Origin of the sequence: Geodermatophilus arenarius (assembly GCF_042654585.1) — a bacterium.
Lineage (GTDB): Bacteria > Actinomycetota > Actinomycetes > Mycobacteriales > Geodermatophilaceae > Geodermatophilus > Geodermatophilus arenarius.
The window spans coordinates 95,657-116,754 of record NZ_JBHSGR010000013.1 but is presented as its reverse complement, the minus strand read 5'-3'; the positions used below and the strand labels follow the sequence as shown (position 1 = coordinate 116,754).

Annotated in this window: 19 protein-coding genes and 1 riboswitch; of the genes, 8 read left to right on the top strand and 11 right to left on the bottom strand. The window is 76.3% G+C overall.

Annotated features, from left to right (window positions below; translation table 11 throughout):
- Positions 1 to 66: 66 nt before the first annotated feature.
- A complete protein-coding gene (locus ACFO3M_RS13340) occupies positions 67 to 774 on the top strand; it encodes a hypothetical protein (protein WP_387989291.1) in 708 nt (235 codons plus the stop codon).
- On the opposite strand, the gene ACFO3M_RS13335 is transcribed toward ACFO3M_RS13340, so the two are convergent.
- The 4 genes from ACFO3M_RS13335 to ACFO3M_RS13320 are packed head-to-tail and all read right to left on the bottom strand — an operon-like array spanning position 771 to position 3,734.
- Complete coding sequence (locus ACFO3M_RS13335; protein WP_387989288.1) at positions 771 to 1,763, bottom strand: ROK family glucokinase; 993 nt, start codon at positions 1,761 to 1,763, stop codon at positions 771 to 773. The two genes, ACFO3M_RS13340 and ACFO3M_RS13335, sit on opposite strands and share 4 nt — an antisense overlap.
- Positions 1,764 to 2,081 carry a hypothetical protein gene (locus tag ACFO3M_RS13330; protein ID WP_387989285.1) on the bottom strand — a complete coding sequence of 106 codons (318 nt, stop codon included), beginning with the start codon at positions 2,079 to 2,081 and terminating at the stop codon, positions 1,764 to 1,766. It abuts the gene before it with no gap.
- Complete coding sequence (locus ACFO3M_RS13325) at positions 2,078 to 3,298, bottom strand: ArsA family ATPase (RefSeq protein WP_387989283.1); 1,221 nt, start codon at positions 3,296 to 3,298, stop codon at positions 2,078 to 2,080. The genes ACFO3M_RS13330 and ACFO3M_RS13325 overlap by 4 nt, the downstream gene beginning before the upstream one ends.
- Positions 3,299 to 3,302: 4 nt before the next feature.
- On the bottom strand, positions 3,303 to 3,734 hold the full coding sequence (locus ACFO3M_RS13320; RefSeq protein ID WP_387989280.1) for an SRPBCC family protein: 432 nt from the start codon (positions 3,732 to 3,734) through the stop codon (positions 3,303 to 3,305).
- A 156-nt stretch (positions 3,735 to 3,890) separates the two neighbouring features.
- Between ACFO3M_RS13320 and ACFO3M_RS13315 the strand changes: the two genes are divergently transcribed.
- Positions 3,891 to 5,690, top strand: coding sequence for an AMP-dependent synthetase/ligase (locus ACFO3M_RS13315; protein ID WP_387989277.1), 1,800 nt, complete (start codon positions 3,891 to 3,893; stop codon positions 5,688 to 5,690).
- A 124-nt stretch (positions 5,691 to 5,814) separates the two neighbouring features.
- Here the strand turns inward: ACFO3M_RS13315 and ACFO3M_RS13310 are convergent, their stop codons facing one another.
- From ACFO3M_RS13310 to ACFO3M_RS13290, 5 genes are all read right to left on the bottom strand, one after another.
- Positions 5,815 to 6,957, bottom strand: coding sequence for a glycosyltransferase family 4 protein (locus ACFO3M_RS13310; protein ID WP_387989274.1), 1,143 nt, complete (start codon positions 6,955 to 6,957; stop codon positions 5,815 to 5,817).
- Positions 6,954 to 8,279 carry a M48 family metalloprotease gene (locus ACFO3M_RS13305; protein ID WP_387989271.1) on the bottom strand — a complete coding sequence of 442 codons (1,326 nt, stop codon included), beginning with the start codon at positions 8,277 to 8,279 and terminating at the stop codon, positions 6,954 to 6,956. Before ACFO3M_RS13305 ends, ACFO3M_RS13310 begins: the two co-directional genes overlap by 4 nt.
- 170 nt (positions 8,280 to 8,449) lie before the next feature.
- Entirely contained in the window at positions 8,450 to 9,640 is a 1,191-nt protein-coding gene (locus ACFO3M_RS13300) for a C40 family peptidase (RefSeq protein WP_387989268.1), read from the bottom strand.
- Between the two features lie 16 nt (positions 9,641 to 9,656).
- A riboswitch (cyclic di-AMP (ydaO/yuaA leader) is annotated at positions 9,657 to 9,836 on the bottom strand.
- Positions 9,837 to 9,992: 156 nt separating this feature from the next.
- A complete protein-coding gene (locus ACFO3M_RS13295) occupies positions 9,993 to 10,280 on the bottom strand; it encodes a hypothetical protein (RefSeq protein WP_387989265.1) in 288 nt (95 codons plus the stop codon).
- A 111-nt stretch (positions 10,281 to 10,391) separates the two neighbouring features.
- Complete coding sequence (locus ACFO3M_RS13290) at positions 10,392 to 12,122, bottom strand: D-alanyl-D-alanine carboxypeptidase family protein (RefSeq protein ID WP_387989262.1); 1,731 nt, start codon at positions 12,120 to 12,122, stop codon at positions 10,392 to 10,394.
- A 165-nt stretch (positions 12,123 to 12,287) separates the two neighbouring features.
- On the opposite strand from ACFO3M_RS13290, the gene ACFO3M_RS13285 reads away from it, so the two are divergent.
- Both ACFO3M_RS13285 and ACFO3M_RS13280 read left to right on the top strand, forming a co-directional pair.
- Entirely contained in the window at positions 12,288 to 14,240 is a 1,953-nt protein-coding gene (locus tag ACFO3M_RS13285; RefSeq protein WP_387989259.1) for a DEDD exonuclease domain-containing protein, read from the top strand.
- 10 nt (positions 14,241 to 14,250) lie between these two features.
- Positions 14,251 to 14,535: an Lrp/AsnC family transcriptional regulator gene (locus ACFO3M_RS13280; RefSeq protein WP_387989255.1), complete on the top strand. Its 285-nt coding sequence runs from the start codon at positions 14,251 to 14,253 to the stop codon at positions 14,533 to 14,535.
- A 21-nt stretch (positions 14,536 to 14,556) separates the two neighbouring features.
- Here the strand turns inward: ACFO3M_RS13280 and trpD are convergent, their stop codons facing one another.
- Both trpD and ACFO3M_RS13270 read right to left on the bottom strand, forming a co-directional pair.
- A complete protein-coding gene (gene trpD / locus ACFO3M_RS13275) occupies positions 14,557 to 15,615 on the bottom strand; it encodes an anthranilate phosphoribosyltransferase (protein WP_387989252.1) in 1,059 nt (352 codons plus the stop codon).
- Positions 15,612 to 16,025: a hypothetical protein gene (locus ACFO3M_RS13270; protein WP_387989249.1), complete on the bottom strand. Its 414-nt coding sequence runs from the start codon at positions 16,023 to 16,025 to the stop codon at positions 15,612 to 15,614. The genes trpD and ACFO3M_RS13270 overlap by 4 nt, the downstream gene beginning before the upstream one ends.
- A 144-nt stretch (positions 16,026 to 16,169) precedes the next feature.
- Here ACFO3M_RS13270 and ctaE point away from each other — a divergent pair, with 144 nt between their 5' ends.
- Genes ctaE through qcrB form a run of 4 tightly spaced genes read left to right on the top strand, consistent with a single transcriptional unit; the run spans position 16,170 to position 20,500 of the window.
- Positions 16,170 to 16,784 carry an aa3-type cytochrome oxidase subunit III gene (ctaE, locus tag ACFO3M_RS13265; RefSeq protein ID WP_456903167.1) on the top strand — a complete coding sequence of 205 codons (615 nt, stop codon included), beginning with the start codon at positions 16,170 to 16,172 and terminating at the stop codon, positions 16,782 to 16,784.
- A gap of 7 nt (positions 16,785 to 16,791) precedes the next feature.
- Positions 16,792 to 17,673, top strand: coding sequence for a cytochrome bc1 complex diheme cytochrome c subunit (gene qcrC, locus ACFO3M_RS13260; RefSeq protein ID WP_387989243.1), 882 nt, complete (start codon positions 16,792 to 16,794; stop codon positions 17,671 to 17,673).
- Positions 17,670 to 18,782, top strand: coding sequence for a cytochrome bc1 complex Rieske iron-sulfur subunit (gene qcrA / locus ACFO3M_RS13255; RefSeq protein WP_387989240.1), 1,113 nt, complete (start codon positions 17,670 to 17,672; stop codon positions 18,780 to 18,782). Before qcrC ends, qcrA begins: the two co-directional genes overlap by 4 nt.
- On the top strand, positions 18,782 to 20,500 hold the full coding sequence (gene qcrB, locus ACFO3M_RS13250) for a cytochrome bc1 complex cytochrome b subunit (RefSeq protein ID WP_387989238.1): 1,719 nt from the start codon (positions 18,782 to 18,784) through the stop codon (positions 20,498 to 20,500). Before qcrA ends, qcrB begins: the two co-directional genes overlap by 1 nt.
- The last annotated feature ends 598 nt before the right edge of the window (positions 20,501 to 21,098 follow it).

Sequence of the window (21,098 nt, the reverse complement as noted above, 5' to 3'; positions counted from 1 at the left end):
CCGCGCCCGACCCCGGAGGAGGACCACCGTGGCTGCTGACCGGCCGCTCCCCCGGGGAGCCGCGGCGTGACGGGGCCGCGGCGCGGGCGGGGCCGCCGCGACAACGGCCTGGACGCCGCGCTCTGGGCGCCGCTGCGCGACGTCGACCCGCGCGTGGGCGAGCACCTGCTCGACGTGCTGCGCGACGCCGGCATCGCCGCCTACCTGGAGCCGGCCGCCGACGTCGGGCCCTACACCCGCACCGTCTTCCTCCCCAGCCCGCCGGCCGACCGGCTGTTCGTCGACCGCACCCGCCTGGGCGAGGGCCGGTCCCTGGTCGAGCGGCACGCCGACGACCACGCCCCCGCCGGCGGTCCCGCGGCCGAGCGGCGCCCGCTGCGGCGCGACCTCGACGAGGACGCCGAGTGGGCGCGCATCGTCGCCGCCTACGAGGCCGAGCACGGGCGCACCGTCGTCGAGGACGCCGACCCCGCGGAGCCCGCCGTCGTCCGGCCCGCCGCGCCGCCGGCCGACGACGACGAGGACGACCCGCTCGCCGAGGAGCACTACGAGCCCCCGCCGGCCCCGCCGGTGCCGATGCCCTCGCCGTCGACCCTCTACGCGGTGCTGCTCGCCGCGGCCGGCGTGGTGCTGGTCGGCGCGCCGGGCGTGCTGGGCCTGAGGACCGAGACCGGCCTGGTGCTCGGCGTGGCGGCCCTGGTCGGCAGCGCCGCCCTGGCGCTGTCCCGGATGCGCGACCGCGACGACGACGGCGACGACGGGGCCGTCGTCTAGAGCCCGGCGCAGACCGCCGCGCGAGCGAGGTCCGCCGCGCCGACCAGGCCGGCCGAGGCGCCGAGCGCCGCGGCGACCACCCGCGGGCCGGGCCGGAAGCCGCGTCCGGGCAGCGCGCGCCCGAGCCGCTCGCGCGCCGGGTCGAGCACCATGTCGCCGAGCACGCTCACCCCGCCGCCGATGACGACGACGTCCGGGTCGAGGACGCTGGCCAGGTCGGCGATGCCCTGGCCGAGCCACTCCCCGACGTCGCTCACCAGGCTGAGCGCCACCGGGTCGCCGTCGGCCGCGGCGCGGGCCACGTCCTCGCCGCTCAGCTGCGCCGGGTCGCCGTCGACGCGGTCGAGCAGCCGGGCCGCCGCGGCCGGCGAGCGGGTGGCCACCTCGCGGGCGGTGGTCGCCAGGGCGCTGCCGCTGGCGTACTGCTCCCAGCAGCCGCGGTTGCCGCAGGCGCACAGCCGCCCGTCGGGGACCACCCGCATGTGCCCCCACTCCCCCGCCACCCCGTGCGCGCCGCGCTGCAGCCGGCCGCCGGCGACGATCCCGCCGCCGATGCCGGTGCCGAGGGTGATGCACAGGGCCAGCTCGGCCCCCCGCGCGGCGCCGAAGCGGTACTCGGCCCACGCGGCGGCGTCGGCGTCGTTGCCCACCCACAGCGGCCGCTGCAGGCGGGCGGCGAGGTCGCGGCGCAGGGCGGTGTGCCGCCAGGCCAGGTGCGGGCTGAACAGCACGACGTCGCCGGTGCGGTCGAACCAGCCGGCCGCGCCGACGCCGACCGCCGCCAGCGGGCCGCCGTGCCGGACGGCGAGCTCCTCGACCACCCCGGCGATCGCGGCCTCGGTCTCGGTCACCGACGCGGTCGGCGTCGAGCGGCGGGCGGTGTCCAGCACCGTCCCGTCCGGCGCGACGACGCCGCCGGCCACCTTGGTCCCGCCGACGTCGACGCCGAGCGCGGGCAGGGCGGCGGGACCGGTGCGGTCGCCGGCCACTCAGCCGAGCTCGATGTGCTGGACCTGCGCCGGCTCCGGCTCCGGCGTCGGGGCCGGCTCCGGCGCGGGCGGCGCCGGTGGGGCGGCTCCCGACCGCAGGGCGCCCGCGGCACTGGTCAGCAGGTCGGCGAGCGCCTCGCTGACGTCCGGCCGGCGGGCGACGGCGGCCGCCCGGCACAGCGGGCACCAGCGGCAGTCCCCGCCCGGCTCGTGCCCGGGCGTCTCCCCCTCCGCGGCGGCGCCGGTCTCGACCCAGGCCTGTCCCAGCCCGGCGGCCAGCCGCCGCGCCTGATCGAGCCAGTCGGCTCCCTCGCTCACCGTGTCCCCCTGTCGTCCGCCGGGCCGTCCGCCGCACCGCTCGACGGTGCTCCCTCCGCACCGTCCGCCCCGACGGCCGCCAGCAGGTCGGCCGGCCACTGCTGCGGGTCGGCGGCGAAGCCGACCTCCAGCCGCGCGGCGGCGGTGCCCGGGTCGGCCAGGGTGCCCGAGGTGACCACGCATCGGCGCAGCAGGGGGTCCAGGCGGAGCGAGCGGCGGGTGCCGGCGGCGGTGACCACCAGGTCGTCGTCCCAGCGGGTGAGCCGCACCCCGGCGCGCTCGGCGAAGGGCAGCGGGAGCGTCAGCCGCCACCCGCCGTCCACGCGCTCCGGTGCGGGCACCGGCGGGGCGGGGTCGCCCGCGGGCCCGGGCAGGTCGGGCAGGTCGGGCAGCAGCGCGGCGAGCGCCTCGGCGCCGGCCGGCTCGACCGGGGCCTCGGCGACGTCCCGCACCGGCGCGATCCCGGCCAGCCCGGCGAGCGCGGCCTCCTCCTCGGCGGCCCGGGCGACCGCCCAGTCCGCCGGCCCGGCCGCGGGCAGCCGGCGGGCGAGCACGCCCACCGGGCGCTGTCCGTGCACGGCCAGGGCGGTGGTCGCGGTCCGCAGCGCGGCGACGGCGGAGGGCCGCGGCCGGCCGACCAGCCAGACCGCGGTGGCGGCGGGGTCGGTCAGGCGCAGCCGGTCGAGCAGCGCCTCGAGGTCGGGCACCGCGTCGAGGGCGAGGTCGGCGGCGCCGCGGCGCACCGTGCCGGCGCGGACGGCGGCGGTGCGGACGGCGGCGAGCACCCGCACGCGGGTGGTCAGCACCTGCTGCAGCCACCACCGCAGCGCGCCGGGCAGGGCGACCAGCCCCGTGGCGGCGGGCAGGGGCCCGGCGTCGAGGACGACGAGGTCGGTGTCCGGCCGCACCCGGCCGAGCGCGGCGAGGACGCCGAGCTCGCCGGCGCCGGGCAGCGGCACCACCGAGGTCGCGGGCGGCAGCTCGAGGTCGGGCACCGCCGACGCCGGGCCCGCCACCCGCTCGGCCCACAGCGCCTCGAGCCCGGCCTGCGGCTCGGCGACGACCACCTCGACGCCCGCCGCCGCCGTCCCGTCGGGGACCGGCTGGCGGGTCACCAGCACCACCCGGCGCCCGTCCCGGGCGGCGCGCACCGCGGCCGCGGCGGCGAGGGTGGTCGTGCCGGCCCCGCCGGGGCCGGTGAGGAGCAGCGTGCGCACGGGCTCAGCCCTCGACGCGCTTCTTGAGCTCCTTGAGCGCGGTGTCGAGGATGACCTTCTCCGCGCGGCGCTTCATCATCCCGAGCATGGGGACACCGATGTCCACGGCGAGCCGGTAGGTCACCTCGGTGCCGCCACCGGTCTCGCGCAGCGTGTACGAGCCGTCCTGCCGCTTCATGATCTTGCTGGTGACCAGGGTCCAGGAGACCTGCCGGTCGTCGTCCCAGGCGTAGTCGAGGACGTACTCGTCGGTGAGGACGGTCGCGTCGATGACGAACCGGACGCGGCGGGCGCGGCCGTCGGGCCCGCGCTCCTGCACCTCGACGGTCCGGGCCGCCTTGACCCACTGCGGATACGCCTCGAAGTCGGCGATCACGGCCATCACCTCGGCCGCCGGCGCGGAGACGACGATCGACTGGGTGGACTGCTCCGCCATGCGCCTGAGGCTAGCCGTTCACCCGGAAGACGCAGGGTGGGTGGACCGGGCACGGCTACTCACCGGTAGCCCCAGCCGGTAGATTCGGCGGGACGTGTCCCGCGCGGGGACCGCGGGCAGCGGCGCCCCGGCCGCACGGGGAGGAGAGGACGGAGCGTGCGCGAGTACAGCGTCCCGGCGACGACCGAGGTGGGTGCCTCGGAGGCGCTCACCGACATGCTGGCGGAGAACGTCGCCGAGCACGGCGACGAGGTCGGCCTGCGCAGGCAGCGGGACGGCCGCTGGGTCGACGTCACCTGGCGGGAGTTCGGTGAGCAGGTGGCCGGCGTCGCGAAGGGGCTGGTCGCCGCGGGCGTGCAGCCCGGCGACCGGGTCGCCCTGCAGGCCAAGACCCGCTACGAGTGGACCGTCATCGACTTCGCCATCTGGACGGCCGGCGCGGTCACCGTCCCGGTGTACGAGACCTCCAGCCCCGACCAGGTCGCCTGGATCCTCTCCGACTCCGGCGCGGTCGCCGCGATCGTCGAGAAGGCCGAGCACGCCACCGCCGTCGACTCGGTGCGCGACCAGGCCCCCGACCTCGGCCCGCTGTACGTCATCGAGGACGACGCCGTCGGCACGCTCACCGCTGCCGGTGAGGCCGTCCCCGACAGCGAGCTCGAGGCCCGCCGCGCGACGCTGAACGCCGACAGCCTGGCGACGCTCATCTACACCTCGGGCACCACCGGTCGCCCCAAGGGCTGCGAGCTCACCCACGGCAACTTCCTGTTCGAGGTCGGCAACGGCATGAGCCTGCTCGACCGGTTCATGAACGTGCAGGGCTCGCTGCTGCTGTTCATCCCCCTGGCGCACGTGCTGGCCCGCGTCATGCAGGTCGGCGCGGTGAAGACCCGCACCGTCATCGGCCACACGCCGGACGTGAAGAACCTGGTCGAGGACCTCGGCAGGTTCAGGCCGACGTTCGTCCTGGCCGTCCCGCGCGTGTTCGAGAAGGTCTTCAACCAGGCCAAGGCCAAGGCCGAGGCGGACAGCCCGGTCAAGGGGAGGATCTTCGACCGGGCCGCCCAGGTGGCCATCGCCTGGTCCCGCGCCCAGGACACCGGCGGCGCGGGCCTCGGCCTGCGCGTCCAGCACGCGGTGTTCGACCGGCTGGTGTACAGCAAGCTGCGCGCCGCTCTCGGCGGCCGCTGCCTCGGCGCCATCTCCGGCGGCGCCCCGCTCGGCGAGCGGCTCGGCCACTTCTTCCGCGGCGCCGGCGTCACCGTCTACGAGGGCTACGGCCTCACCGAGACCACCGCCGCCGCCTCGGTCAACCACGACCGCGCACTGCGGATCGGCACGGTCGGCCGCCCGCTGCCCGGCGTCTCGTTCCGGATCGCCGACGACGGCGAGATCCTCATCCGCGGCGGCGTCGTCATGCGCGGCTACTGGAGGAACGAGCAGGCCACCGCCGAGGCGATCGACCCCGACGGCTGGTTCCACTCCGGGGACATCGGCGAGATCGACGCCGACGGCTTCACCCGGATCACCGGCCGCAAGAAGGAGATCCTGGTGACCGCCGGCGGCAAGAACGTCGCCCCCGCGGTGCTCGAGGACCGGCTGCGCGCCCACCGGCTGGTCAGCCAGTGCATCGTCGTCGGCGACCAGCGGCCGTTCATCGCGGCGCTCATCACCCTGGACGCCGAGGCCCTGCCCGCCTGGCTGGAGAGCAAGGGCAAGCCGGCCGACACCCCGGCCTCCGCGCTCGTCGACGACCCCGAGGTCAGGGCCGAGATCGACGCCGCCGTCGCCGACGCCAACAGGGCGGTGTCCCAGGCCGAGGCGATCAAGAAGTACCGCGTCCTCGCCACGGACTTCACCGAGGACAACGGGATGCTGACGCCGAGCCTGAAGCTCAAGCGCGCGGTGGTCGTGAAGGAGTTCGACCAGGAGGTCGAGGCCCTCTACAATAGCTGAACCGGACCGACCGAGCCCCGTCCCGCCGCTGCGTGGGGCGGGGCTCGGTCGTCGCGGGGCCCGGTCGTCGCGGGGCTCGGTCGTCGCGGGGCTCGGTCGTCGCGGGGCCCGGTCGTCGCGGGGCTCAGTCGTCGCGGGGCTCCAGGAGCCCGGCGAACTGCGCGGCGATCGTCGTCCACGACCAGCGCCGCTCCACCCACGCCCGCCCGGCGGTGCCCATGGCCCGCGCCCGGGCCGGGTCGTCGAGCAGCGCGGTGACCGCGGCGGCGACCGCGTCCGGGGAGCGCGGGTCGGGGACGACCGTGCCGGTCTCGCCGTCGCGCACCGCCTCCGGCGCCCCGCCCGAGGTGCCCGCGACGACGGGCAGCCCGACGGCGGCGGCCTCCAGGTAGACCATGCCCAGGCCCTCGACGTCCAGGCCGCCGCGGCGGGTGCGGCAGGGCATGGCGAACACGTCCCCCGCCGCGTAGTGCTCGGGCAGCCGGTCCGGGGTCACCGGGCCGGTGAGCACCACCGAGTCGCCGAGCCGCCGGTCGGCCACCGCGCGGTGCAGCCGGGCCTCGTCCGGGCCGCCGCCGACCAGCAGGAGCCGCGCGCCCGGGTGCCGCGCGAGGACCTGCGGCCAGGCGGCCACGAGCACGTCCTGCCCCTTGCGCGGCACCAGCCGGGACACGCAGACGACGACCGGCGACTCCCCCAGCCCGTGCCGCCGCCGCACCGCGGTGCCGTCGACCGCGGGGGTGAACCGGTCGACGTCGACCCCGGGCGACAGCTGCGCCAGCCGGGTGCACCCGCCGAGCGCCGGCTCCAGGCGGCTGCGGGTGTACTCGCTGATGTAGGTCAGCACGTCCAGGCCGCTGGCGATGCGGCGCATGAGCCGGCGGGCGCCGGGCAGCGCCACCCAGCCGGTCTCGTGCCCGTGGGTGGCGCCGACCAGGTGCCGCACCCCGGCGTCGCGGAGGGTGGGCGCCAGAAGGCCCAGCGGCGCGGCCGCGCCGAAGAAGGCGGTGTCGCAGCCGTGCTCGGCGGCCAGGGCCGTCGCGGCCCGGGCGGTCGCCGGCGTGGGCAGCAGCACCGCCGTCCGCTGCCGGACCACCCGGTAGGGCAGCCGCGCGTCGTACGCCTCCCAGCCCGGTGAGCGGGAGGCCAGCACGACGAGGGAGTCCGGCGGGCGGCGCTCGAGCAGCGCCGCGACGAAGGTCTGGATGCCGCCCTGCCGCGGCGGGAAGTCGTTGGTGACGACGAGCGTGCGGCCGCGGTCGCTCACCGGTCGCCCCGCCGCAGCCAGTCCTCGGCCATCGCGACCCGCTCGGCCGCCGTCGGGTGGGAGCCGAAGAACCACTGCCACGGCGCCGGCGGGCTCGGGTCGGAGACGTTGGTCTCGGCCAGCCGGCGCTGCATCTCGATGAAGGCGGCGGCGTCCCGGGTGAGGTCGAGCGCGGCCAGGTCCGCCCGGGCCTCGACGTGCCGGGAGACGAGGTTCTGCACCGGCGTCGACACGAGGGACCCCACCGCGACGAGGAGCAGCACCAGCGGCACCACGCGCGGGTCGCCCGCCGAGTCCGCGCCGGCGCGGCGCAGCAGCGGCGCCCAGGTCAGGAGCCAGCCGAGCAGGGCGACGGCGGCGGCCGCGCCGAGCGCCCCGATGAGCGTGCCGGTCAGGACGTCGTCGGTGGCCACGTGCCCGAGCTCGTGGGCGACGATCGACTCGATCTCGTCCGGGGGGACGTCGGCCAGCAGGGTGTCGTAGAGCACCACCCGGCGGGTCGAGCCGAACCCGGACACGTAGGCGTTGAGCGACGTCGTCCGCCGGGACGCGTCGGCGACCAGGACGTCCTCGACCGGGGAGCCGCTCTCCTCGGCCAGCCGGAGCAGGTCGGTGCGCAGCTCGCCGGCCGGCAGCGGCGTGAAGCTGTTGAACGCGGGCTCGATGACCACCGGGTAGAGGAAGGAGCCGACGACGACCAGCGCGGCCGCGCCGCCGGCCGCCCACGCCCACCAGGCGCGGGGGGCGCGGCGGGCCAGCGCGACGAGCACCAGCAGGCCCAGGGCGGTGAGCCCGGCGTCGATGGCGGTGGAGACCGCGACGTCGCGCAGCCACAGCGGCCAGGAGCGCGTGGACAGCCCGTAGCGGTGCCGCACGACCTCGCCGTAGGCGGAGATCGGCAGCGTCGCCAGCCGGCCGACGACGACCAGCGTGACCGTGCCGAGCAGCACGGTGAGCGGCCAGCGGCGGCCTCCCGCCCGGCCGACCGCGGTGACCAGGCGGCTGCCCAGGCGGGTGAGGCCGAGCAGCGCCGAGACCGCGAGCCCGAGCACCAGGTTGGTCAGCGACGCGGGACGGATGTCGGCGGCGAGGGCCTCGGCGCGGCGGACGACCTCGGCGGGCAGCCCGGCGTCGTCGGTGACCGGGGAGGCGCCGCCGGGCGGGGTGGGCAGCGGCGTCCAGGGCGTCCGGAGCGCGATGACGAGGACGAGCGCCGCGCCGAGCACGAGCGCGACCAGCAGCGCGGCCCGGCGGGAGCCGGTGCGGTCCGGCCGGGTGGCCTCGGGGCCGGGGCGGGTGCTCGTCCCGCCCGCCCTGCCCACCCGGCCGATCCTAGGCGCGCGCCGGTGCCGCACCGTGCACTCCCCCGGCGGACGCCGAGGGCCGGCGACCCGTCCGGGTCACCGGCCCTCGGCCTCGCGACGTGCTGGAACGGCCTCCCTGCAGGGGCCCGCCGGGAGCTCGCGAGCGGTGGGGGCGGGGAGGTCCTCCGTCAGGCGATGCGGCGCATGGCGGTGATGCCGCCCATCGAGTCGACCGACACGACCTTCACCGGCTGCCCCGACGTGGAGGCGTGCACCATCTGGCCGTTGCCGATGTACATCGAGACGTGGCTGACCGGGCTGTAGTAGAAGATCAGGTCACCCGGCTGCAGGTCCGCCCGCGAGACGGCGGTGCCCATGCGCGACTGCATGCTGCTGGAGTGCGGGAGGCTGATGCCGGCCGCGGCGTAGGCGTACTGGGTCAGGCCCGAGCAGTCGAAGGCGTTCGGCCCGCCGGCGCCCCACACGTAGGGGTCGCCCACCTGGGCCAGCGCCGTCTGCACCGCGGTCTGCGCGGCACCGCTGCCGCCGCTGCCCGCCGACGGCGCCGGGGCCGGAGCGGGGGCCGCGGCCCGCGTGCCCGCGGTGGCCGGCGCGCTCTCCCCACCCGCGCCGCCGCCGGCGCCCGGCCCGGCCGGCGCGCCGGTGGCCAGGCCGGCCGCCTGCGCGGCGAGCGCCGCCTGCCGCTGCGCCTCGGTGAGCGCGGCGAACTGCGCCTGGTAGTCCGCGATGTCGCCCTGGAGCTGCGCCTCCTGGGCGCTCAGGTCGTCGAGGGTGCGCTGCGCCTCGGTCTCGGCGGCCTCGGCGTCGGCCTGCGCCTGCCGGGCGGCGGCGGCCGCCTCGTTCACCTGGTCGAGGACCGAGGTGGTGTGGTCGGCGATCTGGCCGAGGGTGGCCAGCGAGGCGACGAAGTCCTCGGCCGAGTCGCTGGTCATCAGCAGGTCGAGCCCGGCGAAGCCGTCGCCGTTGCCGGCGGTGTAGGCGCTGCGGGCCACCTCGCGGATCCGGCCGTCGAGGTCCTGCAGCCGGTCCTGCGCCTCGGCGGCGGCCTGGTCGGCCTCGCCGGCGGCGGCCTGCTGCTGGGCGAGGACCTCGCGGGCCTCGTTGACCTGCTCGGTGACGACCTCGAGCCGGTGACCGGCCTCGGCGGCGAGCTGGGCGGCCTGCTCCGGGGTGCCGGCCCGCTCGGGGTCGGCGGCCGCGGTGCCGGACAGCAGGGTGAGGGTCAGCGCGGCGGTGGTGCCGACCAGGGTGACCCGGCCGAGGCGGCGGGCCCGCGACGGGCGGTGCAGGCCGGCGATCCGGGTGGTGGGTGTGGACTTCTCGCGTGCATGCCCCAGGGCAGGGCGGGGGGTCGCCACGGGCGGCGGCTCTCCGTTTCTTCCTCAGCAACCGCCTACCGAGTTAGCTGACGGGTTCGGGCTGGGAAGACGTGCCCTATCTCCGCGCCCCGGTCGGGACCGGCGCGCGCGAGAACTCACCCCAGTGCTGCGGTGGGTCCCCGGCTCACCTCGCGCACCTCCGGGAGGGCGTCCGGTGACTCGGCGGTGTCGGCCGAGGTCACCCTGCGTCGGGTGACGACCACCCGGCCGGACGGCGCCACAGTACGGACGTGATGCAGTTGTGACAAACGGGGGGTGCGGGAACTGTGAGGACACACACGGTCAGCAGCCGCGCCACTCCGGTGCGTACCCGATCGGGTGTCCGCGCCGGTCAGCCCGTGCGCCGGCGCCCGTCCCGCGACGGCCGGTGCCGCAGGGGCGGCACCAGGCCGCCCTCGGCCAGCGCCCGCACGGCCCGCCGCTCGACGTCGTCGAGCTCCACGACCACGCCCGGGCGCGGCAGTGCGCCGTCCGCCGTCCGGGCCGCCGGGACGGAGGGCACCGGCAGCAGCACGGGGCCGGTGTCCCGCTCCGCGGGCGGGGCGCCCAGCAGGGCGGTGACGACGCAGTCGGCGCAGCCGGCGCCGCGCGCGGTGCACGAGTCGCAGTCGATGAGCATGGCCGTGTCCCTCCGGTGCCCCGGCCGCGCCGCCCGGTGCCGGGCCGCGGTCGGGACGGGTCTCCCTGTCGGTCGACCAGCACGCTAGGGACGGCCACCGACAGTCCCGGCTCAGCCGCCCGCGTACTCCCAGTGCCAGGGCTCCTCGCGGCCGTTGCCCGGGTCGGCCCAGGTCGGGTGCAGCCACCCGAACCGGCCGGCGTTGGCGACCATCCACGCGTACTGCGGCGTGCCGAAGCCGTCGATGCCGCCGCACAGGTCGACCGCCAGCCCCCAGCCGTGGTTGCTGGTGCCCGGGACCGCGGCCAGCGCCGGCTTCTCCCCGTACAGGCGGACCTGGCCGGCGTAGGTGCGGTAGGAGTCGGTGATGCAGATCGGCTGCCCGAACGCCGACGCGAACGCCGCGCTCATCGCCCGCCAGGCCGCCGCGGCGTCGCAGCGCAGCGAGTGGCCGCCCACCCCGATCGGGCACAGCGCGCTCGGCGGGATGAGGCCGTTGGGGTAGCCGCCCCAGGCCCGGGCGCCGTCGAAGCTCGGCGGGTAGACGGTGTTGCCGCACTCGACCCGCAGGGCTCCGCCGACCGGACCGGGGGCGGGCACCTCCGGCCGCGGGCCGAGGCTCGGCCGCCCGACGTGGACCACCTGGTCGGCCGGCAGCCGGCGGACGACGACGGCGCCGGCCCGCGCGTCGGCGGCGAGCACGGTCTGCGCGTCCAGCGCGATGCCGACGTGCCCCAGGCCCGCCTCGGGGGTCCCGAGGAAGACCAGGTCGCCGGGCAGGACGTCGGCCGGGTCGACGGGCGTGGTGACCGCGAACAGGCCGGCCTGGTCGGCGGGCAGGTCGATGCCCGCGTCGCGGTAGACGGTGGAGACCAGCGAGCCGCAGTCCCAGGAGTCCGGGCCGGCCGTCCCCGGCGCGTAGGGCCGGCCCAGGGCGTCCATGGCCGCGGTGACCGCGGCCAGCGTCTCGGCGGGCAGCACGAGCAGCGAGAGCGGACGGCGCGGCTGCTGCGCGGCGCCGCGCTGCGCACCGCCGGCCGCCGCGCCGATCGGCGTGAGCCCCGCGGGCAGGCCCCGGACCAGGTCGAGCAGCTCGGCCGCCGGCAGCGCGGTCACCCCGGCCTCGCGCAGCTGGCCGAGGTAGGCCCGCCAGTTGGCCGCCGTCTGGGTGTTGACGTCGACCTGCTGGCGCTGCAGGTCCGACAGCTGCCGGTCGACGTCGCCGAGAGCGACGTCGAGCTCCGCGGTGACCGCGTCGGCGGAGGCCTCCAGCTCGGCCACCTCCGCGGCCAGCCGGTCGGCCCGCTGCCGCGCCTCGGCGAGGACGGCGTCGGCGGAGGTCTGCCGGTCGACCGCGGTCCGCCGCTGCTGCTCGGCGGCACCGACCACCTCCGTGGTGTGCGCGTCGACGGCCTCCAGGTAGCCCAGCGCCGCGACGACGTCGGCCGGGTCGCCGCCGGTGAGCAGCACGGTCAGCGGGGTCAGCGCGCCGCCGTCGCGGTAGACCGCCGACGCGTACCGCGCCACCACCGACCGGTGCTGCGCCAGCTCGCCCTCGGCGGCGTCGACCGTGGCGCGGGCGGCGTCGACGTCGGCCTGCGCGTCGGCCAGCTGCTGCCGGGCGGCGGCCACCTCCGTCTGCCGCTGCTGCAGGTCGGCCTGGACCTCGGCGGCGCGCCGCTGCAGCCGGTCCAGCGCCTCGCTGTCGAGGACCCCGCTGGTCCCGCCGGGCTGGTCGCTGGGCGCGGCGGCCGCCGGGGCGGCGAGCAGGACGGCCACCACCGCCGTGACCAGCACGGACACCACGCCCCGCCGGGTGCGCCCCAGGGAACGCGCGCGCATCGGACCACCTCTGCAGTTCCGGACCCCGCCGGTCCGCCCGGGGATCGTCATCTCCGTGGAGCCGCTGCCGCAAGCGCGACGCGCCCCGCCGGTCCCCCGGTCGGGCGAGGTCTCCCCCGGGCGCGCGTCCCCGGGACTGTCCGACCCCCGGCCTACCGTCCCGCCGTGCTCTTCCCCGCCAGCGGCACGGGCTCCTCGGTGCCGCGCCACGAGCAGGCACCCGCCCACGGCGCGCGGCCGCTCCCCCGCACCCCCTACGTCCAGGCGAGCATCGACGACCTCGGCACGCCACTGGCCGGCGTCACCTTCGTCGTCGTCGACCTGGAGACCACCGGCGGGTCGCCGAAGGACAGCGCGATCACCGAGATCGGGGCGGTCAAGGTGCGCGGCGGCGAGGTGCTCGGGGAGTTCCAGACGCTGGTCGACCCCGGCTGCGAGGTCCCGCCCTACATCAGCGTGCTCACCGGGATCACCACGGCGATGGTCGCCACCGCCCCGCGGATCGACGCCGTGCTGCCGGCCTTCCTGGAGTTCGCCCGCGGCGCCGTCCTCGTGGCGCACAACGCCCCCTTCGACCTGGGGTTCCTGAAGGCGGCCTGCGAGCAGACCGGCACGCCGTGGCCCGCGGCCGCCTCGGTCGACACCGCGGTCCTCGCGCGGCGGCTGCTCTCCCGCGACGAGGTGCCCAACTGCAAGCTCGCCACCCTGGCGCCCTACTTCTCCGCCTCCACCTCGCCCTGCCACCGGGCCCTCGACGACGCCCGGGCGACCGTCGACGTCCTCCACGGCCTGTTCGAACGACTCGGCCCGCTCGGGGTGACGTCGCTGGAGGAGCTGCACGGGCTCACCCGCCAGGTCGACCCCGTCCGCAGGGGGAAGCGCCACCTGGCCGACGGCGTCCCGTCCGGCCCGGGCGTCTACGTCTTCCGCGGGCCGCGCGAGGAGCCGCTGTACGTCGGGACGTCGAACGACCTGCGCACCCGCGTCCGCAGCTACTTCTCCTCCGGGGAACAGCGCAGCCGGATGACCGAGATGGTGGCGCTGGCCCAGCGCGTCGAGGCCGTCCCGTGCGCGCACGACCTCGAGGCCGCCGTCCGGGAGCTGCGGCTGATCGCCGAGCACAAGCCGCGCTACAACCGCCGCTCCCGCTTCCCCGAGCGCGCGCTGTGGCTGCGGCTCACCGAGGAGCCCTTCCCCCGGCTGTCGACCGTGCGGCGGGTCCGCCCCGACGCGGGGCTCTTCCTCGGCCCGTTCGCCGACCGGCGGGCCGCGGAGATGGCCACCGCCGCCATCCACGAGGCGCTCCCGCTGCGGCAGTGCACCGCCCGGCTGTCCCCGCGGGTGCGCACGAGCACCTGCGCGCTGTTCGGCATGGGGCGCTGCGGCGGCCCGTGCGGGGGCCACCAGTCGGTCGAGGAGTACGCCGCGGTCGCCGCGGTGCTGCGCGCGGCGGTGGCCGGCGACCCGAGCGCCCTGGTCGCGCCGCTGCTGGACCGGGTCGACCGGCTGTCGGCCGCCCAGCGGTTCGAGGACGCCGGGGTGCTGCGCGACCGGGTCGCGGTCCTCGTGCGCGCGGTGCGCCGGCGGCAGCGGCTGGAGTCGCTGGCCGCCGTCCCGGAGGTGGTCATCGCCCGGCCCGACGGCGCCGGCGGGTGGGCGCTGTCGGTCGTCCGGCGGGGCCGGCTGGTCGCGGCCGGGTGCGCGCCGCGCGGGACGTCGGTCCGCGACACCCTCGCCGTCCTGCGCGCCACCGCCGAGACCACCCCCGACGACGGCGGGCTGGCCGCCACCGTCGACGAGACCGAGCTGGTCATGCGGTGGATGGAGAAGCCCGGCACCCGGCTGGTCGAGGTCACCGGCACGCTCGCCTGCGCCGCGCCGGGCACCGGCGGGCTCAGCGGGTTCCTCGCCCGGGTGGAGGCCGGCCGGGCACTGCGCGACCCCTTCCACGACGGCCGACAGCTGGGCACCCGCACCCGCCCCGAGCGCGTCTCCCCCGAGGGTCCGGCCGCCGCGGGTCCGGCGCCCGGCGGCCCGGTGACGTCCTGGAACGGCCCTCCCGCAGGGGCCCGCGCCGAGCGGAGCGAGGCGTGGGGGGCAGGAGGGTCCTTCAACTAGCATCCGGGGCGTGATCACCGCCATCGTGATGATCGACGCGGCCACCGACGCGATCCCCGAGGTGGCGGCGGCGATCGCCGACCTCGACGGCGTGAGCGAGGTCTACTCGACCGCCGGGGAGGTCGACCTGATCGCGATCGTGCGGGTCCGCGAGTTCGACCAGGTGGCCGAGGTGATCGCCGGGCGCGTCAACAAGGTGCCCGGCGTGCTGGAGACCGAGACGCACATCGCCTTCCGCGCCTACTCGCGGCACGACCTGGAGGCGGCGTTCTCCCTGGGCCTCGAGAACCAGTGACTCGAGGGCTCGTGACCGGCCTCAGCGGCCGGCGGCCTCGCGGCTGACGGCCACCCACCGGTCCAGCAGCGCGGCGGCCCGGCCGTCGTCGACCGCGGCGGCGGCCCGCTCGATCCCCGCGCCGAGCAGGTCCCCGAGCTCGCCGCCGCGCTCGTCGAAGGCGGCCAGCGCCGCGGCGGCGTTGAGCAGGACGGCGTCGCGCACCGGTCCCCGCTCGCCGTCGAGCACCCGCCGGAAGACCGCCGCGTTGTGCGCCGGGTCCCCGCCGCGCAGCGCGTCCGGCCCCGCCGGGGCGATGCCCAGGGCGGCCGGGTCCACGCGCCCGGGCACCACCGCGCCGTCGCGGGCCACCCACACGCTCGACGTCGTCGCGGTGGTCAGCTCGTCCAGCCCGTCGTCGCCGCGGAAGACCAGCGCACGGGCGCCGCGGCCGGCGACCACCTCGGCGAGGACCGGCGCCATCCGCGGGTCGGCGCAGCCGATCGCGGCGGCCACCGGCCGCGCCGGGTTGGTCAGCGGCCCGAGGAAGTTGAAGACGGTCCCGATGCCCAGCTCCCGCCGCGGCGCCGCGGTGTGCCGGAAGCTGGGGTGGAACACCGGCGCGAAGAAGAACCCGATGCCGGCCTCCTGCACGCAGCGGGCGACGGCCGGGGCCGGCAGGTCGATGACGACGCCCAGCGCCTCCAGCACGTCGGCGGCCCCCGAGGACGACGACGCGGCGCGGTTGCCGTGCTTGGCCACCGGCACCCCCGCGGCCGCGGTGACGACGGCGGCCATCGTCGAGATGTTCACCGTGTGCGCGCCGTCGCCGCCGGTGCCGACGACGTCGACGGTCGGGACCGGCACCTCGACCGGCGTCGCGCGCTCAAGCATCGTCGCGGCGAGCCCCGCGACCTCCTCCGGCGCCTCGCCCTTCGCCCGCAGGGCGACCGCGAAGCCGGCCACCTGCGCCGGCGTCGCCTCGCCGGACATCACCTCGCGCATCGCCCAGGCCGTGTCCGCGGCGGTGAGGTCCTGGCGGGCCAGCAGGCGCGTCAGCAGGCCGGGCCACGTCGGCCCGGCGGTGGTGCCCGCGCTCACCGCGAGACGGGACGGCGGCCCGCGTGCGCGCGCAGCAGGCCGGCGACGACCTCGGGGGCGACCAGCGGGTCGACCGGGAACGCGAGCGTGGCGTCGGCCTGCGACCAGTGGGCCAGCCAGCGGTCGGGCTGGCGGGCGATCAGCACGCACAGGGCCGGCCGGTCGGCGACCTCGACGGTCAGCTGCCGGGCCAGTGCCAGGCCGCCGGTCGGCTGCGCCTCGCCGTCGAGGATGCACAGGTCCACGCCGCCGCCGTCGACGGTGTCGACCACGTCCTCGCCGGTGGCGCACTCGATCCAGGTCAGCGGCCCGACGTCGGGCGCCGGCCGGCGGCCGACGGCGGTCCGGACGGCCTCGCGGACCTCGGGCCGGGAGCTGTAGACCAGGACGGTGGCCGGCGCGTCGCTCACGCCCGGCAGCCTAGTGCCCGCGCGGCTCCCGTCCGGGTCGACGCGGACCCCCGTCCGGGGGACGGTCTCGGGCCGGTCACGGCGCGGCCACGCCGTGCCACCCACGGTCTGTGCACGTCGGCGGCCGATGCCATGATGGGCGGCGTGACAACGGCCCCCGTGGCGAGCAGCACCTTCGACACCTCGCGGGTGCACTCCCTGACCCGACCGAACATGGTCAGCGTCGGCACGATCATCTGGCTCTCCAGCGAGCTGATGTTCTTCGCCGGGCTGTTCGCCATGTACTTCACCGCGCGGGCGCGCTCGACCGAGGGCTGGCCCCCGGAACCCACCGAACTGAACCTGCCGTACGCGCTGGTCTTCACCCTGATCCTGGTGGCCTCCTCGGTCACCTGCCAGATCGGCGTGTTCGCGGCCGAGAGCGGCAACGTCTACGGCCTGCGCCGGTGGTTCACGATCACCTTCGTCATGGGGCTGGTCTTCGTGCTGGGCCAGGCGAACGAGTACCGGGTGCTCGTCACCGACCACGCGACCACCATCTCGAGCAGCACCTACGGCTCGGTCTTCTACCTGACGACCGGCTTCCACGCCCTGCACGTCATCGGCGGCCTCGTGGCCTTCGTCTACGTGCTCATCCGGTCCACCATGGGCCGCTTCACGCCGGCACAGGCGACCTCGGCGATCGTGGTCTCCTACTACTGGCACTTCGTCGACGTCGTGTGGGTCGGGCTCTTCGCCACGATCTACCTGATCCGCTAGGGAACCGGTGTCCACCACGAACCCGCAGTCCGACACCCTGCCCGACGAGGAGCCGCGGCGGTCGCGCTGGTCGCGCCGCCGTCCGGCCGAGGGGACCCCGGCCGCCGCCGCCCGCGCCCGCCGCCGCTCCAAGCAGCGCCGCCGCATCGGCAACGTCGCCGCGCTCATGGCCGGGCTGGTCCTGACCGGCGCGCTCTACTCGACCCTCGCCCCGGGCGCCCAGGCCGCCGACGAGGGCAGCGAGTCCAGCGCCGAGGCCGCCGGCCGCGAGCTGTACGAGCGCAGCTGCATCAGCTGCCACGGCGAGAACCTCGAGGGCGTGCCCAACCGCGGCCCGTCGCTCATCGGCGTCGGCGAGGCCGCCGTCTACTTCCAGGTGCACACCGGCCGCATGCCGCTGGTGCGCCAGGCGGAGCAGGGCCCCGACAAGCCGGCCGTCTTCTCCGACGAGGAGATCGACCAGCTGATGGCCTACGTCCAGGCCAACGGCGGCGGCCCGACCCTCCCCTCCGGGGACCTGCGCGACGGCGACCTGGCCGCCGGCGGTGAGCTGTTCCGGCTCAACTGCTCGCAGTGCCACAACTTCGTCGGCCAGGGCGGCGCGCTCTCGTCCGGCAAGTACGCGCCCAGCCTCGAGGACTCCAACGACCTCGAGATCTACACCGCCATGCTGACCGGCCCCGAGAACATGCCGGTCTTCGGGGACAACCAGATCACCCCCGAGGAGAAGCGGGCGATCATCAACTACGTGCAGACGATCACCGACATGCCCGACCCGGGTGGCGCGGGCATCGGCCGCATCGGCCCGGTCAGCGAGGGCCTGGTCATCTGGACCGTCGCGATCTCCGCGCTGATGTTCGGGATCTTCTGGATGGGGAGCAAGGCGTGACCACGCACGACACCCGCCCCGGCTCGACCGGCGGGGCGGACACCCCGGGCCCGCTGCACGGCGGCCCGGACGACGACTACACCCCCGAGCAGCTCGCGGCACTCCCCCGCGAGGAGCTCGACCGCCTCGGCGCCCGGTACGACGGCGTGCAGATCCTGCACGTCGAGCCGGGCCCCGAGCCGGGGTCGGCGATCGAGCGGCGCGCCGTCCGCCAGGTCGGCCTGATGTTCGGCCTCGCCGGGCTGTCGGCGTTCGCCTTCGTCGTCGTCTACGCCGGCGCCGGCTGGTTCCTGCCCGACTGGCAGTGGGAGCTGGGCAGCAGCACCTTCAGCACGCTCTACACCCCGCTGCTCGGCGCCCTCATGGGCCTGGCGTTCACCTTCTTCGGCGTGGGCCTGGTGCTCTACACGAAGAAGCTGCTGCCGCACGAGACGGCAGTGCAGGACAAGCACGACGGCTCGCACTTCGACCGCGTCACCACCGGCGCCACCCTCGTCGGCGGGCTGCACAACAGCGGCCTGAAGCGGCGCAAGCTCCTCACCCGCAGCCTCCTGTTCATGGGCGGCGGCCTGGGCCTGATGCTGATCGCCCCGCTGGGCGGCCTCATCAAGAACCCGAACCGGGGCAACCCGCTGGGCACCACCGAGTGGGCCGAGGGCGTCCGCCTCGTCCGCGACGACGGCACCCCGATCCGCCCCGGCGACCAGGTCCCCGGCTCCCTGGAGACCGTCTTCCCGGCCGTCCCCGGCGGCAACCGGCTCTCCGACGCGGCCACGATGCTCATCCGGCTGCGCCCCTCGCAGCAGGAGGAGTCGGTCCCGCGGCAGGGCCAGGAGGACTTCGGCTACGGCGACTACGTCGCCTACTCCAAGATCTGCACGCACGCCGGCTGCCCGGTGTCGCTGTACGAGCAGGAGACCAGCCGGATCCTCTGCCCGTGCCACCAGTCGCAGTTCGACGTCACGCAGGGCGCCAAGCCGGTCTTCGGGCCCGCCACCCGCTCGCTCCCGCAGCTGCCCATCACGGTCGACGACGAGGGATTCTTCGTCGCGCGCAGCGACTACATTGAAGCCGTGGGTCCCACCTACTGGAACCGGGAGCGCATCTGATGGCTCGCACCGCCACCGCGCCGGGAGCGCCCACCACCCGCATCGGCAAGGCCGCTCTCGAGGTCGACGACCGTCTGATCGTCGCCGGCTGGACCCGCCGGACGCTGAACAAGGTCTTCCCCGACCACTGGTCGTTCCTGCTCGGGGAGATCGCGCTCTACTCGTTCATCATCCTGCTGCTCACCGGCACGTACCTGACGTTCTTCTTCCAGGCCTCGATGACCGAGGTCACCTACGACGGCTCGTACGCGCCGCTGCGCGGCGTGCACATGTCGATCGCCTACGCCTCGACGCTGGACATCTCCTTCGACGTCCGCGGCGGCCTGCTCATGCGGCAGATCCACCACTGGGCGGCGCTGCTGTTCATGGCCGCGATCGTCTGCCACATGCTGCGGATCTTCTTCACCGGCGCCTTCCGCCGGCCGCGCGAGACCAACTGGCTCATCGGTGTCGCCCTGCTGATCCTCGGCATCTTCGAGGGCTTCGCCGGCTACTCGATGCCGGACGACCTGCTCTCGGGCACCGGCCTGCGGATCATGTCGGCGATCATCCTGTCGATCCCGGTCGTGGGCACCTGGGTCCACTGGGCGGTCTTCGGCGGTGACTACGTCGGCGAGCTGATCGTCGGGCGGCTCTACATCGCCCACGTGCTGCTCATCCCGGCGATCATCCTGGCGCTGATCGCCGTGCACCTGCTGATCCTGGTCAAGCAGAAGCACACCCAGTTCCCCGGCCCGGGCCGCACCGAGCACAACGTGGTCGGCAACCGGCTGTTCCCGACCTTCGCCGGCAAGGCGACCGGTCTGCTGCTGGTGGTCTTCGGTGTCTGCGCAGCCCTCGGTGGCCTCGTGCAGATCAACCCGGTGTGGCTGTGGGGCCCGTACAACCCGGCGCAGGTGTCCTCGGCGTCGCAGCCCGACTGGTACGTCATGTTCCTCGACGGCTCGACCCGCCTGTTCCCGGCCTGGGACATCTACCTGCCGGGCAACTACAACATCCCGGCGCTGTTCTGGCCGACGGTCGTGCTCCCCGGCATCATCTTCACGCTCCTGCTCGCCTACCCGATGCTGGAGCGGAAGCTGACCGGCGACACCGCCTCGCACCACCTGCTCCAGCGCCCGCGCGACGTGCCCGTGCGCACCTCGCTCGGCATGATGGCGATCGCCTTCTACGTGGTGCTGCTGCTGTCGGGTGCGAACGACGTCATCGCCGACAAGTTCCAGATCAGCCTCAACGCGATGACCTGGATCGGCCGCATCGGCCTGATCGTCCTGCCGCCGATCGCGTACGTGCTCACCTACCGGATCTGCCTCGGTCTGCAGCAGCACGACCGCGAGGTCCTCGAGCACGGCATCGAGACCGGTGTCATCCGCCGGCTGCCGCACGGTGAGTTCATCGAGGTGCACCAGCCCCTCGGCCCGGTGGACGCGCACGGCCACAGCCAGCTGGCCTACGGCGGTGCTCCGGTGCCCAAGAAGATGAACCAGGTCGGTGGCGCCCGCCGCGCCATCCGCGGGTTCTTCTCGCCGATCGAGGAGCCGACCGCGGTGGAGCTCGAGCAGCGCGGCGAGGAGCGGGGCCTGTCCGCGGCCGAGCCGGGCCGCGAGCTCACCACCAGCGGCCGTCCCTCCGACGGCGGGCGCCCGGCGGAGGGTGGTCGGCCGGCCGAGGGTGGACGCCCCTCCGAGGGCGGACGCCCGCAGGAACCGCGCGACTGACGCGACGCACAGCGCACGCAGGGCCCCGGTGGAGCACTCCACCGGGGCCCTGCTGCATCTCCGGGCACGAGTGCGCCCACACGAGGCGGCCACGCCGAGCCCGGGCACAGCCGCCCCTGGCCGCACGACACCAGGACGGTCCCGGGACAGCCCGGGCGGCGTCGGCCGCGACGAGGGCCCTGGGCGGGACCGCGGGCCGCGGACCCGCACGGCGTCGACCGGGACGACGGTCCCGCGGCCGGCGTGACGGCACGGGGGGGGGGGGGGGGCAGGAAGCGCCGGGAGGGGGCGGCCCGTGCGGCCTCCGGTCCCCCGCAGCGGCGACGGCGGTCGTCCTCCGCCCGTAGCGCCGTGTCGGAGGACGGCACGCAGGCCACTCCCCCACCGCGGCGAGCGGCGTTCGCGTCCCGTCGCAACGCCCGCCCGTCGCGGCCGGACCCTTCCCCCCGGCGACGGCCACCGCGCTCCGCCCCGTGCGTCGTCGGCCCGGACCGGTGGCCGCTCGTCGGCGCCCCGGCGGGCACGGGGCGGGGTGACCGCGGACGCTGCCACGGCGGCCACACGGCGTTCCCGGAGCGCCCGGGAGGCCGGCCCAGAC